The organism is Pseudomonas azadiae (assembly GCF_019145355.1).
GTDB classification, from domain to species: domain Bacteria; phylum Pseudomonadota; class Gammaproteobacteria; order Pseudomonadales; family Pseudomonadaceae; genus Aquipseudomonas; species Aquipseudomonas azadiae.
Genome location: NZ_JAHSTY010000001.1, coordinates 1,975,978 through 1,989,332 on the forward strand (window position 1 = coordinate 1,975,978; position 13,355 = coordinate 1,989,332).

At 53.3% G+C, this 13,355-nt stretch carries 23 protein-coding genes; 16 read left to right on the forward strand and 7 right to left on the reverse strand.

The annotated features are described in order from the left end of the window. Positions 1 to 104: 104 nt before the first annotated feature. The 10 genes from KVG91_RS08900 to KVG91_RS08945 all read left to right on the forward strand — a co-directional run bounded on the left by KVG91_RS08900 (position 105) and on the right by KVG91_RS08945 (position 4,310). Positions 105 to 500: a hypothetical protein gene (locus KVG91_RS08900; RefSeq protein WP_169377592.1), complete on the forward strand. Its 396-nt coding sequence runs from the start codon at positions 105 to 107 to the stop codon at positions 498 to 500. Between the two features lie 394 nt (positions 501 to 894). After that, positions 895 to 1,134 carry a hypothetical protein gene (locus KVG91_RS08905; RefSeq protein ID WP_169377591.1) on the forward strand — a complete coding sequence of 80 codons (240 nt, stop codon included), beginning with the start codon at positions 895 to 897 and terminating at the stop codon, positions 1,132 to 1,134. Positions 1,135 to 1,207: 73 nt separating this feature from the next. Next, entirely contained in the window at positions 1,208 to 1,516 is a 309-nt protein-coding gene (locus KVG91_RS08910) for a hypothetical protein (protein ID WP_169377590.1), read from the forward strand. Positions 1,517 to 1,538: 22 nt separating this feature from the next. Further along, on the forward strand, positions 1,539 to 1,760 hold the full coding sequence (locus KVG91_RS08915) for a hypothetical protein (protein ID WP_169377644.1): 222 nt from the start codon (positions 1,539 to 1,541) through the stop codon (positions 1,758 to 1,760). Positions 1,761 to 1,870: 110 nt separating this feature from the next. Beyond that, positions 1,871 to 2,785, forward strand: a complete 915-nt coding sequence (locus KVG91_RS08920; RefSeq protein WP_169377589.1) for a hypothetical protein — start codon at positions 1,871 to 1,873, stop codon at positions 2,783 to 2,785. 88 nt (positions 2,786 to 2,873) lie between these two features. Then, complete coding sequence (locus KVG91_RS08925) at positions 2,874 to 3,254, forward strand: hypothetical protein (RefSeq protein ID WP_169377588.1); 381 nt, start codon at positions 2,874 to 2,876, stop codon at positions 3,252 to 3,254. Positions 3,255 to 3,365: 111 nt separating this feature from the next. Continuing rightward, a complete protein-coding gene (locus KVG91_RS08930) occupies positions 3,366 to 3,581 on the forward strand; it encodes a hypothetical protein (protein WP_169377587.1) in 216 nt (71 codons plus the stop codon). 31 nt (positions 3,582 to 3,612) lie between these two features. Beyond that, positions 3,613 to 3,810, forward strand: a complete 198-nt coding sequence (locus KVG91_RS08935) for a DUF4224 domain-containing protein (protein ID WP_169377586.1) — start codon at positions 3,613 to 3,615, stop codon at positions 3,808 to 3,810. A gap of 33 nt (positions 3,811 to 3,843) precedes the next feature. Next, positions 3,844 to 4,083 (forward strand): excisionase, encoded by a 240-nt coding sequence (locus KVG91_RS08940; RefSeq protein WP_169377585.1) that lies wholly within the window; start codon positions 3,844 to 3,846, stop codon positions 4,081 to 4,083. Beyond that, positions 4,080 to 4,310: a hypothetical protein gene (locus KVG91_RS08945; protein ID WP_169377584.1), complete on the forward strand. Its 231-nt coding sequence runs from the start codon at positions 4,080 to 4,082 to the stop codon at positions 4,308 to 4,310. Before KVG91_RS08940 ends, KVG91_RS08945 begins: the two co-directional genes overlap by 4 nt. Positions 4,311 to 4,689: 379 nt before the next feature. On the opposite strand, the gene KVG91_RS08950 is transcribed toward KVG91_RS08945, so the two are convergent. The 5 genes from KVG91_RS08950 to KVG91_RS08970 form a co-directional block, all read right to left on the reverse strand. Next, positions 4,690 to 5,115, reverse strand: a complete 426-nt coding sequence (locus KVG91_RS08950; RefSeq protein ID WP_169377583.1) for a cell wall hydrolase — start codon at positions 5,113 to 5,115, stop codon at positions 4,690 to 4,692. 216 nt (positions 5,116 to 5,331) lie between these two features. Next, positions 5,332 to 6,336, reverse strand: a complete 1,005-nt coding sequence (locus tag KVG91_RS08955) for a hypothetical protein (RefSeq protein ID WP_169377582.1) — start codon at positions 6,334 to 6,336, stop codon at positions 5,332 to 5,334. A gap of 228 nt (positions 6,337 to 6,564) precedes the next feature. Continuing rightward, positions 6,565 to 6,750, reverse strand: a complete 186-nt coding sequence (locus KVG91_RS08960; RefSeq protein WP_065948823.1) for a hypothetical protein — start codon at positions 6,748 to 6,750, stop codon at positions 6,565 to 6,567. After that, positions 6,713 to 7,099, reverse strand: a complete 387-nt coding sequence (locus KVG91_RS08965; protein WP_169377581.1) for a hypothetical protein — start codon at positions 7,097 to 7,099, stop codon at positions 6,713 to 6,715. The genes KVG91_RS08960 and KVG91_RS08965 overlap by 38 nt, the downstream gene beginning before the upstream one ends. After that, entirely contained in the window at positions 7,096 to 7,413 is a 318-nt protein-coding gene (locus tag KVG91_RS08970) for a phage holin, lambda family (RefSeq protein WP_169377643.1), read from the reverse strand. The genes KVG91_RS08965 and KVG91_RS08970 overlap by 4 nt, the downstream gene beginning before the upstream one ends. A 125-nt stretch (positions 7,414 to 7,538) precedes the next feature. Between KVG91_RS08970 and KVG91_RS28215 the strand changes: the two genes are divergently transcribed. Next, positions 7,539 to 7,727 (forward strand): ECs_2282 family putative zinc-binding protein, encoded by a 189-nt coding sequence (locus KVG91_RS28215; protein WP_450091393.1) that lies wholly within the window; start codon positions 7,539 to 7,541, stop codon positions 7,725 to 7,727. A gap of 323 nt (positions 7,728 to 8,050) precedes the next feature. After that, positions 8,051 to 8,641 (forward strand): hypothetical protein, encoded by a 591-nt coding sequence (locus tag KVG91_RS08980; RefSeq protein WP_169377579.1) that lies wholly within the window; start codon positions 8,051 to 8,053, stop codon positions 8,639 to 8,641. 152 nt (positions 8,642 to 8,793) lie between these two features. Here the strand turns inward: KVG91_RS08980 and KVG91_RS08985 are convergent, their stop codons facing one another. Next, on the reverse strand, positions 8,794 to 9,108 hold the full coding sequence (locus tag KVG91_RS08985) for an antitermination protein Q (RefSeq protein WP_169377578.1): 315 nt from the start codon (positions 9,106 to 9,108) through the stop codon (positions 8,794 to 8,796). On the opposite strand from KVG91_RS08985, the gene KVG91_RS08990 reads away from it, so the two are divergent. From KVG91_RS08990 to KVG91_RS09005, 4 genes are all read left to right on the forward strand, one after another. Continuing rightward, on the forward strand, positions 9,075 to 10,256 hold the full coding sequence (locus KVG91_RS08990) for a tyrosine-type recombinase/integrase (RefSeq protein ID WP_318840841.1): 1,182 nt from the start codon (positions 9,075 to 9,077) through the stop codon (positions 10,254 to 10,256). The genes KVG91_RS08985 and KVG91_RS08990 overlap by 34 nt on opposite strands. After that, positions 10,219 to 11,046: a hypothetical protein gene (locus KVG91_RS08995; protein ID WP_169377576.1), complete on the forward strand. Its 828-nt coding sequence runs from the start codon at positions 10,219 to 10,221 to the stop codon at positions 11,044 to 11,046. Before KVG91_RS08990 ends, KVG91_RS08995 begins: the two co-directional genes overlap by 38 nt. A 504-nt stretch (positions 11,047 to 11,550) precedes the next feature. Further along, positions 11,551 to 11,811, forward strand: a complete 261-nt coding sequence (locus KVG91_RS09000) for a DUF6124 family protein (RefSeq protein WP_169377575.1) — start codon at positions 11,551 to 11,553, stop codon at positions 11,809 to 11,811. Between the two features lie 258 nt (positions 11,812 to 12,069). Continuing rightward, positions 12,070 to 12,390, forward strand: coding sequence for a DUF2388 domain-containing protein (locus KVG91_RS09005; RefSeq protein WP_169377574.1), 321 nt, complete (start codon positions 12,070 to 12,072; stop codon positions 12,388 to 12,390). Positions 12,391 to 12,514: 124 nt separating this feature from the next. Here the strand turns inward: KVG91_RS09005 and KVG91_RS09010 are convergent, their stop codons facing one another. Beyond that, on the reverse strand, positions 12,515 to 13,354 hold the full coding sequence (locus KVG91_RS09010; RefSeq protein WP_169377642.1) for an MBL fold metallo-hydrolase: 840 nt from the start codon (positions 13,352 to 13,354) through the stop codon (positions 12,515 to 12,517). Between the last annotated feature and the right edge of the window lies 1 nt (position 13,355).

Here is a 13,355-nt window from a genome sequence, read left to right on the forward strand (position 1 = left end):
GGGTGGTTTTTGCTCGGTTATGCCAGCTTAATGACAGCGCGAGCCATAAATCAGGCCGCGTATGGGACCGTAACACCCAGGAATAATTTTTCAGGGATGTCACTATGGTAACCAAGAAAACTCCGAAGCCCGCGCCACCTGCGCCACGCTTCCCCAGCTACAAATCTCTTTTGCGTCATTTCGAGGGGATGCCCGAACATATTCGCTGGCATTTTCCTCACTTCGATAGCTTGGTCACGAACGAGCTACCTTTCGAAATCCCTATCGCTTATTTGTTTTTAAAGATTGAATTGGCTTGCAACAGATCGCTTTACGGTGGACTGGTGAGGATGCACAACCTTGACACCACCTTCGCCCGTCGAATCATGAATCTCCAACATCTCACCCGTGAAGGGTATAGGCAGCTGTTCGAAAACGTTTATGGTCGTCAACCTGCCGGTCAGCCCTATATCGAGCGGGCCGAGAAAATCCGCGACAAAGTGATTCACGGAAAAAAGTAGAGCCCGCAGAGCTGAGAGAGGCTATTGGCGATGCATTGGACTTTTGCTTACTGCTGCATGAACAAATTTTCGGGATAGCGAAGTTTACACCGTTCGGCGACATGCACGGATTCGCCGCGAAACGCGAACTTTTAGATGCATCTACTTCGAAATGGGTGATGAAAGGCATGGGGTTCGCCGTAAAACGATAACTCAACTTCTGGCTGATCTTGACGCTCTCGTATGGCCAGAGAGTCGTTTCGCGCACATACGCCTGGCAAGCCCGCAGCGCGATCAGTCCTTGGTCGCCGTCGTCGGGGACGGCGATAACTCACATTGAGCATCCGCGATCTTGAGTTCATCCCAGGGTTCTGCCCATACTCGCCAGATATCAATCTGACTTTACGGAAGCACGTTGCCACTGATCAAGCCCAATCAGCAGCTGCGCCGCGACCTGAAGGAGACAGCGGACCTGCTCAAGTGGTCGGGCGTCGACCTGATGCAGGCAGCCGTGAGGCTTTCTGAGGGAGGCCAGGAAGACGAGGCAAGGGAGCTGCGGAACGTCGCGACGAGCTACCAGGCGGTCGAGGATCGGCTGGCGGGTTATGCGGATGAGGTGAAGGCCGGGCGGATCAACAGAAGCAAGCCCGAATAGACGCGTCTGACGCGGCAATATAGACCGAACTATCGTGAGCTGATCAGCGCTCGCGCGCACAAGGAATGTGGTGATGAACGCTTTACGGATCGCAGCCCTGCTAGTCGCACCTCTTATCCTATCGGGCTGCTTCAGCACGCCAAAAGAAAAAACCGAGTACGAAAAACAGATCGACGGAGTACCGATGCCTATTACGGAAGCGGAGCGTCTAGAGCAATGCCGTACCTTTAAGCTAGCCGCAGATCGCCAGCAGGCTGAGGATTTTGTGCAGTACGCACTGCGGTCCAAGATGGGCGCCTCGGATTCAGAATATACCAAGACTCAAGCGATCAGGCATCGTCTAAGGGCCATGAAGTGCCTTGGGTATGGTTGGTTTTCTTGATGCTGGTGCCCAGGGTGAGCCAATGACTGCATGGCGAGAGCAAAGCTTCTGGAGCAAGTTTTGGGTCTGGGCCTGGCTGGCATTCATGGCCGTCTTTACCAGCTACACTGGCGCGTTCTGGCTAGGTGATGGTTCATCTAATCGCAAGCGCGTCTTCAGCCCTGGCTTCGTTGTGCTCTGCGTGTTCGTGGCTGTGATTGAGCTGATACTTCTGAATCACTTTTACGGTGCGGGGACGAGGTGAAGGCGGGAAGGATTTTGCGGGATAAGCTTAACTGATATATGGGGTCGCCATAAGCTCAACGATACCGGCTGACCGCCGGGTAAAAACCAATGTATATCAAGGAATTAGATATGAAAAGTGGTTTGCCGGGCGCCGGCCCAAAACAGTTCGTTCTTGAACTCGGCGTCGAAGTCCAGAGGGATGTAAATGGAATAGAGATGGGTGTGCTCGAGAACGGGATTCCGTTTCTCACTCAGCGAGGCCTGTCGCTAGTCACTGGGGCCCACCGAAGCCTTATTCAAGATATCAGTCAGGAATGGGAGGATCATTTTGATGATGTGGTACTGACGAAGGATCGGATATCTTTTATCAAACAGTACCTATCCCAGAGAGGATATACGGATCGCAAGCTATACATAGAAACCATTCGGGATGGCAGCCCACACTATGCCTATCCAGATATCGTCTGCATGGCCATTCTAGAGTTCTATGCTTTTGAGTCTAGGACTACGAACCAGGTGGCCATCGATAGCTACCGGAACTTTGCGGCCTACGGTCTTCAAAAGTTCATTTACGACTCCCTCAACTATGCTCCTGGAGACAAGTGGCAGTTCCACCACGAAAGGGTTTCGATACTCAACAATGCCGCGCCGCTTGGATATTTCATAATTTTCAATGAGATCACAGGTTTGATTGTGGATCTAATCACGGCAGACCTCACTGTGAATCATAAGACCATACCGGATATAAGCGTTGGGCAAATGTGGGCGAAGCACTGGAAAGAGTTCAACTTGTCTTCTACTTACGGAGAGCGAGTCCCTTGCCAACATAATTACCCAGCAAAATACCCGCAGGCAAAGAGTAATCCGCAAGAAGCCAGCGCTTATCCGAACCACGCTCTAGCCGAATTCCGCAGGTGGTTTAGGTACGACTATCTCGTCACTAAATTTCCGGAGTACATCTTGAAAAAAGCGCCAATGTTGACAGGTGGCAAGGCCGAGGCCCTGCAGATCGGCTCAATGTACAAGCCGAAACAGATAAAATAACGATATAGAGCCCGGCCCAACGCCGGGCTTCTTGTATCTATGCCCTGAGCTGATAAAATCTGTGCCTCCCTCGAATGGACTCGTTCTCATGCGCATATCCCCGATGCCGCTAGCCTTTTGCGCCATCTTCACCTGCATTTCCTTAACTGCCCAAGCCGAAACCCAAAAAGAGAGAGACCTCCACTGCGCGGCCTACTACGAAGTGCTTTCAGTAGCTGGTGACCAGCCCGACATAAGCCGCAAGCAGTCCTCAAAAGCCTCCTATGCACTTTTGGTGCATGCTGGTTATACCCCGCAGGCTCAGGATTACGTCGCGCAGAAAATGGTGGACTTGCACAAAGAGACAACCGGGCCGATGACGCCAGCTAGCACTGCTAAGCTACGTGAAAAATACGATGCCGAATGCAAAGTTCTTCTAAAGGCCGCCTGGTGCGAGGCGTACAAAGATCCGGGTGCTTGCGAGGGATAATGCCTTGGCGGTAGCCGCATTGGCGCACATCATTGAGCCCGGCCCAGCGCGCCGGGCTTTTTGTTTCTGAGCTCCTTGCTACACTTCAACTTCAAATCTTGGAGCCTTTCAATGCCTGCGCCCTACTCCCTTCCCGATATGCTCGAACGAATCTACGAGAACCAGCTCGCTTTGGAGGCCGCCATCATGGAGCTCTCGCTGTGGGCTGGGCACGAAGGGGCCGCGCACGTTGACGATAACATCTGCGGCGCCCTGGAGACCATCGGCGAGAACGCGGGGCATATCAAACAGGGCTTGGCGCGCATCAAGCAGACTGGAAAGATGTAGCCTTATCAGATATAGCGCCTGGAGAAATCCGATGTTTTTAACGAAGGACGAGGTAACTGAACTCACTGGTTATCAAAAGCCGAGTGCGCAAATCAGATGGTTACAGGCGCAACAATTCGGTTTTGTCGTGGGAGGCGACGGCGTCCCAAAAGTGCTACGCCAAGTCGTACTCAGTCGCCTGGGAGACCAGACGGCTCAGAAAAAAAGCCCTGAGCTACGACTAAAATAGCGGGCCTACATTAGCCTAGTGGCAGGTGAACTCATGACGAAATTGACTCTCGCAGAATGGGCTGCGGAAAACTATAAAACGCCGCCGAGCCCCAATACCCTACGCAAATGGGCCCGAGAAGGCCGGATCACCCCTAAGCCAATCAAACACGGACGCAATTACTATGTGGACGCGAACTCGCAATACGTTGCATCCGTGAAGCAGGGGGGAAGATCGCCAGGCGATACTCTCATCGAAAGAGTCGAAGCAGCTCGACGGGTCTTTGGACTATGAAAATCATTTCCCAGATGACAGTGAAACTGCCAAGGCTCATGGAGGCCGGCGAGTATAGAAAACTGCGGTATGTAGGGAATAAACCTAGCCTGCAGCAACTGAAGAAATGGATTGAGGAGGGCGAGATCATCGGTGAGATCACGGGAGGGATGTACTTTGTAGACGTACAGGCGGCGACAATGGGATCGAATGATCCGCTGCTCGCACAGATGCTTAAAATTGACTGACTGCTTGCCAAACCTCTCAGTCGTATCGTAGCTAACGTTCGTTTTTTTCAGTAAATGCTACCAGCTGGACTAAAGTCTCTTGTGCAGTCCCGCTGGTCATATTCAGGAGAGCGTTATGTCGAAGTCGTCAGGTAGTAAGAGCAGTTCGGGATCATCAAGCAAGGGTAGCGGCAGTGCAGGAGGTGGTTCCAAAATTCCAGCAGTACCTAATCTGCCAAGCACCACGGGTAATCCTTCTGGGGGCGGCAGAGGAAACGCGCCATCAAAAAGTAAGTAATGTCCGACGGCCGCCCTCACTTCGGGTGGCCCTTTTACTGCGGCAAGCTCACCACCGTATCTATACACCCTGCGCCCATAAGTCCTAGGCAACTGATGGTGATTAAGATATGTCTTTGAAGAAGACGTGATGCCCAAGGCGTAGCGTCTGCTTTGCCTTCACTGCCCAGGCCGGCGGCTTCGGCATAGTCGTGGCGTAGTAGTGGGTGGCGCCGCCGGTGGGATCTGGCACCGCGCCGGACATTACCTGGTCAGCTGCTTTCTGTGCCTGGGCGAACTGCGCAGCCGGGATCGGCTTGGCGCCGCTGAGGTAGGCATAGTTCGGGTCGTTCTGGTTCCAGCAGCTGAACTGCCACGGCTTCAGACACACGCCGGCGTATCCTTCGCCCCACCAGGACTTGGCTTTTCCGTCGACCACGCGGTTGCGGATCGTCCAGGCCACGGCGATCTGGCCGGACAGCCCTTCGCCGCGGGCCTCACCCCACAGTGTGCGAGCAAGTACGTCTCGGTCTTTCTCGGCTGCATTCATAATTTTTCTCCAAGCATAAAAAACCTGCTCTTGGCAGGTCTAGGCGCATAACTTAAAAAATTACGTGGTGCGCGCAACATTTCTAGATACATCAACTAAAATCTTGGCCTCCTGCGTATACACCTCTTTGTGGCCCAATCCGGATGGGTGGTTAATACCGTTACCGCCATTACCTCCAAGGGCAATCAACATCCCTCTGCGGCAGGGATTTCCAGTTTATGGCATGGGGAGACCTATGGATTCCAAATAAGCAATTAGTAGCGGATCATTATCTTCCAACTCACCCCGATTAGGGTAATCATCCTCATTTTGCGGAGCAGAAAAAATAGAGATTATTTTCTTATGATCCGGGCCTGAGCACTGTATATATCTAACTGTCATATCTTTGAACTCCTTTAGCGCTTTAAAATGTGTAGCTAGAGCATGAAATACTATATGTCGGAGTCCCGGCCGTGCTTGCCCTCTCCAACATAGTGTCTGTGGAGTTAAAATGCCGATATCGACGTAACCGTTTGTCCCCTGCCCGGAAACTGTGGTCGAAAAGCCAATTGAAGAACTTCCCATTCCCGTAGCATCAGAAGCAACAGCAACTAACATTGTGCTGTTCACAGCAGACGAGGCTCCGTTTAAGTTTCCAGATATGCGCTTGGCATTAGGGGGAACAACCCCCGCTATAGAAAGCGCAGTGTATGATGCTGGGCCAGTGCTCGTAATGAGCGCACTGATGCCAAAGAAAGATAACTTTCTGTCAGACATGAACCCAGCAATTAACTGACGGCTTGCATTTGTTGGCCAGACGCCAACCAGGGCCGAAGCGGCACTCGCGAATGGCATGAATACCCCGCCGTAGATTTCGGGCGCCACAGATGAAGTCGAATTAACAGCGAGCATTGCTGAAGCCCCCGTTGCCGGGTTGTAAATCACGTACAGTGCGACAAATCCATTGGCCGGCGCTATTCCGGTATCCATACCGCCAGCGCCGACAGTAGCCAAGTTTATTGTTTTGCTAAGTGAGGCGAGTGTATAGGCCGATTTCCCAAGCAATGACTTCACCACCACTTCATCTGCAACGTAGTTCGCAGAAGCAGAGGCTGTGGTTACGGTCATAGCACTGTTGCGGGTACCACCGACGACCCCAGCACCGATGGTGCGAATTGCCTGGAGCACCTGGCTTTGAACCCCTTTTATGGGGGAAATCCCTGCCGCCGCCAGGATGCTCATCAGTTCTTCCTGTACGTCATTGCACCAATCGTCGGTGACAATCGTAGCCTGAATACCGCCCACTGGGTCCCCTTCGGTGAACTTGTTATCGACCGTAGCCCCAGGCGCGTAGCCATCAACGCAAAGGCGAAGGGCAGCTGCTTTTCACCAACTGTTCGAAACGCCTTAGAAAGCTCTTCGATGTTGGTTCGAGCGTCGATCTGAAGCATCTGAGGTCACCGTCGCTGACTACTTGCTCTGGCTGCGCTTGATCTGGGCGTCTACCTGGTCGGCGCAGGTGTCGAGCAGGTTGATTGCCCTGTCCTTCAGCTCCCACACATCGCCATTCAGGCGAAGGTCGGCTGCATCCTCATCAACGCGTTCGCAAGGAATCAGCTCAGGGGCTTCGATTCTTACGGCCTGGGTCTTTGTCACTACCGCCGGCTTTGCCGCGCAGCCCGTCAGGCAGAGGCTGAGCAGCCCAATCACGAACAGGCTTGCTGTTGCGCTTGAGGTCTTCAAAGTTCTTCTCCGCCTTTTTTGCTTTGTCCTGGCTGGCCCTGAGGCGCTTTGCCAGATCAGCTTGGTACTCGGCATTGCGCTTCGCTTCAGCGCGCAGCGTAGTGATGGTGGCCTGGCTTTCGGTATTGGCCTTGATAGCTTCATCCTTGGCCTGGGTCTCGACGAGCTTCTCTTCGCGAAGATCCTCGACCCGCAGCTGTTGAATGCCAACCAAAAGAAGGCCCACAAGGGCGATGATGATTGCCGCAGCGATCGCCTTCATCCCAAGTCCGCCTTTCTGCCTAGGAACCTGATGATCAGGTCACGGATCGCCGTCACACCAATGAAGCCAATGGCCCCGCCGGCAGCAACTGAAAGGCTAGGCGGCCAAGTCATCCATTCAATGATGCTACTGGCAGACAGGCTCAAGGCGCCGCAGATCAGAGCCTCGAAAAATATCCTCCACTTGTTCGGCTCTTTGGCTTCGTACAGCACACGCAACAGAGTGATGGTGAAGGCCATGATTGCGCCTTGCCACAGTGGATTAGAAAGGACTAGCCAGACCTGGGCCCAAAAGTCAGGGGTTTTCTCAGGCATGTTCAGGGGCATCCGGCTGTCCTCCCTTTTGGGGGAGCGTGAATAAAAAAGCCCGCTCAGTGGCGGGCATATGGCTCCGTGCTATCGTCCAGTTTCCACACCGAACGAACCATGGAGCATCAGCGATGAAGGTAAGCGTTAAGTGCAAGAAGTGCGGCAGTGACCAGTTCGAAATTCCGGCTAGGCCGACAAACTCCTCGAAGATTACCTGCGGTAAGTGCGGCGCCGTCGAAACTTACGGAAACGTCATGAAGGCTGTTGGCGACAAGGTCGCGGAAGACCTGAAGCGGAAACTCGGGAAGATGTTCAAGTGACTGCATAGCCTCAATCAGTGGGCAGACAAGGCCTTCTAAACCCTCTATGCCCACTTCCAGCTCGAGCGTTTTCATACAGTCTCCAAAAACGAAAGGCACTGGCCTGCTTGTCAGGCATGGTAGGCATCCGGTGTCCTCTCACATAAGGGCGTGAGTTAAGAAAAGAGATGCCAGCATGGCAAACCTTTAAAGAGGTACAGTGCTTAACAGAGGCTAACCCGACCAGGCAAACAGACTCGGCACAGCTAAATACATATGAAAAACCGATTTAAAAGTACATAATAGCTATGAGACATCACCCAAAACCTCAGAAATCACAAAAAATGACATCAGCTATCGAATCCGGAAGTTTTATAGCCAAATGCGGATCAGGAAAGAAATACAAAGTCATTGAGAAAACCAAAGAAACAAATGAACCAAGCACACACTACAAACAAGTCTTTGTAACCATCCAAAAGTCATACTTTCTATCAACAGGCGAAGCTGTAAACAAACTCTCAGACAAACACTACCTGATCGTCAAAAATCAGATAATTATTAGCCGAACAGAAGCAATAATTAACAAACCAACTATCGCAGACATAAAGTCAATATTTGACTACCTTAAGAACCAAGCCTTATGCATTGCTATAATGCTCGCGATCCCAGAACTTACAAAAGTTTTATTCAAGGCCTACAATAACCCTGCGCTAACAATCAACTCTATTTGCATTGCATTTGGTGCAGCAACAGTATTCAGTATTTACAATTTAATCGGACTCTTCTCCAGCCTGGAAGACAAACCAAAACTCAAACCACTCGATATCATTGTGATTTTATTTATACTTGGTTTTAACGCAGCAGTAATGTGGCTGGCGATATTGAAAGCCCTCCAAGGAATAGACATTGACACTATTTCCTTCAGGCCTACCTAGGTATCAACTGCTAGACAGCCAGCTATCCTTTCATAAAAACACTACACATAAAAAAGCCCTGCGCAATCGCGGGGCTTTTTATGTGGTGTCGCGCTTGAAAAGCTGAACACGGTGTCATGAAAACAGGTGTTTATCCGCGAGGAAAGCTATTTCTACGCGACTTCGCGAAACACCTCAATAGCGCAGTCAACCCAGGCCACACCAGCCTTAATCAACTCGCGCGCCTCAGCCTCACCCATGTCGTTCTCCCGGGCAATCCGCAACGCTGGCCACTTCGCGCCGAAGTACAGCCAGATGAAGTTGCCCATCTGCGCGTCACGCGTGGCGAGCTTGGCCACCGCCCGATCCACGACCAGGGCAACGTCATCAGTGACGCAGTAATTCTTGATGCCGCCCTCCGTGACGTTGTTGTCTCGGATGAGCGCATAGAGTGGTGAAACGTACCGAGGCACGCCCATTCCATCCATGCGCCACCAGGTGCCGCGAGCGGATCACGCTCAAGCCCACCGCCACTAACCTGAAGAAGGCTGAGCAGCACAAGGCCGCGATCGAACACGCTATATCGATCGGCACCTTCGAGTACTCGGTGACCTTTCCGGGATCTGCCCGGGCGGCAAAGTTTGCGCCCGAGGTATCCCGAGAGACGGTCAACGGCTACTTGACCAGGTGGCTGGCTGCGAAGGAAAAGCACGTTGCCAGCAGCACCTTCGATGGGTACCGGAAGCTGGTCACGCTTCGCCTGATCCCGGCCCTCGGCGATACCATGCTCGTGGACCTGAAAAGAAAGGCGGTACGCGACTGGCTCGACACCCTAGAGGTGAGCAACAAGACGCTCAGCAATATCCAGAGCTGCCTACGGTCAGCGCTCAACGATGCAACTGAGGAAGAGTTGATCGAATTGAATCCGCTCGCCGGCTGGACCTACTCACGCAAGGCAGCTCCGCCAAAAGAGGATGACGTCGACCCCTTCAGCCCTGAGGAACAACAGGCCGTGCTGTCCGCCCTCTCCGGCCAGGCGCGCAATATGATGCAGTTCGCCTTGTGGACAGGGCTGCGTACCAGTGAATTGGTTGCACTGGATTGGGGTGATATTGATTGGTTGCTGCGCGAAGAGGTGATGGTCAGCCGTGCAATGACTCAGGCCAGCAAGGGGAAGGCAGAGACAACGAAGACCGCCGCTGGGCGCCGAAGCGTGAAGCTGCTCCGGCCTGCACTGGAGGCGTTGAGAGCGCAAAAGGCATACACGTTCTTGGCTGACGCTGAAGTCTTCCAGAATCCACGCACTCTTGAGCGCTGGGCCGGAGACGGGCCGATCCGGAAAACAATGTGGGTACCAGCGATGAAGAAGACTGGCGTCCGCTACCGCCGGCCCTACCAGACCCGACACACATACGCCTCGATGATGCTATCTGCTGGTGAACATCCCATGTGGGTTGCCAAGCAGATGGGGCATACTGACTGGACTATGATTGCACGCGTATATGGTAGATGGATGCCTGCTGCGGATATTGTCGCCGGTGACAAGGCAGAAGCTTTATGGGCAGGTGCTGCCATAAAAACAAAGCAAGGAGAAGTTGATGGCAGAGCCTCGATTACAGATAAGAAGTCAGGGTGATCTATCTCACCGAGACTGGCAAAAGGAAGGAGAGCACCTGTATCTATCAGCGCGCCACATGCGCATGTCGTTTCTGCAAGAAATCAGAAAAGTTGAAAGAGCTGTAACTATCAAAGAACAAACCAAGGTCATACCCAAAGCCCACCAGAAAATAAACGCGTTTCCCAAGGCGGCAATGCTGTTATTAGGTTACGCGGTGGAAATGTATCTAAAGTCAGGCCTGGCAAAGATGTTGCTTGGATGCGGAGAAGAACTGTTCCGTTGCACGCTTCGTGAATATTCTCATGACTTCAAAAGTCTAGCTTGTGACTTGCATCTATCCCTTGATGAGCAATGCCTGCTGGACTTAGCAACTCTCAGTACATTTGTAAAAAATGACGCAAGGTATCCAGTCAGTGTCGGACCTGACGAAACCTACGCAGATGCTTTCAATAAACGAACTCGGTCAATGGAAAATGCAAGAGACTTTAGGAGGTTTTGCCTGCTCGCGAAGCGCATTCGACGCCAAGTGAACTTGATCAATAACAATTCTAAGGCGCCTGCAACGCTTCATAGCTGGACAGTAGATGGTGATGGTTACCTTGCGTTCCGCCTTGGCGGCAACCTACCAGCCCATGCGATCATGCGCTACAGCAGTCTGCAGACACAGTCGCCCTCACCGTTCGAGAATATGGCTGAACTGGCGAAAGAAAACAGCATGGTGTGCAGAGTCTATTGGGACACGCTTAAATTTTACGAAGACAGGAAGACGAAGAAGGGCCGCAGGCTCGTGCCCATCACCACAGAATGACAGCAAAATGGCAGCTTGAGCGCTGAAAGCCTTGTGATAGAAGGGTTGGATGCGGGTTCAAATCCCCCCGGCCCGCCACTTCAACGAAAAAAACGTCCACGGACGTTTTTTTTGTTCTTGAAAACTCAACACACGTGCAAGCGGAGTTTGGATCCAAACTTAACGCGAAACCCGAATTGTCGCTGCATGGAGCTTCGGAATTTTCCTGCAAGGTGTAGCGCTGTTGATGAACTGGCACCCTTCGACCTATGCGCATAACCTTCCCCCGTCGCTGCAAAATCAGCGACCGGGTTTAGCAGCTCGGTTAATATCAAGGCCTGCAAAGCCACCCTTCGTACAAGCGATGCTTTCAGCATCCGCTGGTTCGCATTATGGCGGCTGTGCGTGGGGCACTTTCGGGTGCGCTGGGTTCCTTGATTCCTGGTCTGCTAACCCGCGTACGGTCGCCACCCTTTTCGTTTAGCAGCGATGTCTGGCGGCTCCATCAATCAAGGAGTTTCAGCCATGAAAAAAATCACGCCCAATCCTCCAGCGTCTCTCTTCACCGTCAATGAAAACGTCGATCCCGAAACCCTGCTGATCCAGGCCAGCGAAACCCTTGCTTCGCTGGACGCGATCATCACCGACCTGGCCTTTGAACTCGAGGGCATAAACCGTCAAAAACTCTTGGGTAGCCAGCAACTCGTGGTGCTGGGCGGATTACTCGTCGAGCGTGTGCTGGCCACGTTGGTACCCACCACCGATGCGCAACCTTTCCCGACGTGATCTCAGTAGCAAGCGAGCCGCGCACAGGCCACCGCCGCGGATGACTGACCCTGAACTCGCCCAAGCAATCGCGACGTCATACTGCGTAGAAGGGACAGACTTATTTCAGAAAAATAAATCTGTACCTTTGTCTTCGGCATCATCATCTAAAGACGTCCACGGACGTCTTTTTTTGTGCCTGGAATCCTTGAGTCTAAGCCTACTAGGATAAGCTTCCCCCCACCCCGCCAGCCGCACATCGCAACGGAAGCACCAAGCATGCACTCACGGACGTATCTTGCAATCGCCCTAATACTGACCAGCGCTCCAGCCGTTGCGGAAGATAAAGGTTCCTACCAGAACTCAATGATGATGATAACGCTGGCGCCCACCGCCCTACTTAGCGCAACCAGTGGCCTTACGATGCTGGCTACAAAAAACTTCAAGCCAGCCAAGGCTGACGCGCTTACCTTCATCGGCACGGATGGGGAAATCCGCGGCGCTCAGTTTGAGCAAGCCGTACGCTTTTACCGAACGACGTATAGCCCGCCGTTGATGACTGACCCTCAACTCGCCCTGGCAATCGCGACTTCATACTGAGTTCACGCTTTCACATCCCTTTCACACTCGAGCATCTATGGTTACCCCAGCTCCTTGTGAACATCCCTTTCAAGCCCGCTTTTCCCCATCGCGGGCTTTTCTTTGTCTGGAATTTGCCCTCACCTCATTTCCCACCGCCAGCCTCCCGCGCTCGTTGCAGCTCACGCGCATCATGGCTGCAAAATATATCCACCGCCGCGCCACCATCAGCCGCCAATTGGCGCAACCTCTGCTGGTTATGCAGCCGTGCCTGGCGGTCGGTGTCCATCAGGGTCTGGTAGAAGCGCATCCCAGGTGGGCAGCGGCGTTTGGGTAGATGCACTTCATCATGATGAAAGTAAGCATCGCCAGCATGCAGTTTCCAGCCCTCAGCGGTGCGGATGGCGATGCCGGCGTGGCCGGCGGTGTGGCCGCGCAGGGGCACCAGCAGGATGTCTTCTTCTTGGGCGCCGACCAAGGCGCGTACCGAGTCGAAGCCGAACCAGGTGTCGCCGTGCGGGGCGTACAGTTGCCAGCCGGCGACGTCACGCCATTGCGCGGGCAGGAAGCGGCGTCGTTCGATCCAGCCATTCGCCAGGGTGGCGTGGTTGAGTTCCTGGTGCATCACGTGCACACGCGCATTCGGGAAGTCTTGCAGGCCACCGGCGTGGTCGAAATCCAGGTGGGTGAGCAGGATGTGGCGGACGTCGTTGGGGTGAAAGCCCATGAGGCGCAGTTGTTCGAGGGCGGTGAAACGGTGCTCGAGTTGGATGTTATTGAACGTCCGAAAAAACCGGCTGAGGCGTTCGGGATGGTCGACGTCCTGCTGGCCGAAACCGGTGTCCACCAGGATCAGGCCATTGGTGGCGGTTTCGATCAGTAGACAATGGCACACCACCGAGGCGGTGAGTCCGCAGCTGTAGCCATCGAACAGGGCGCCGCCCAACGGGCACATGCACCCGCAATTGAGATGATGCACACGCAGG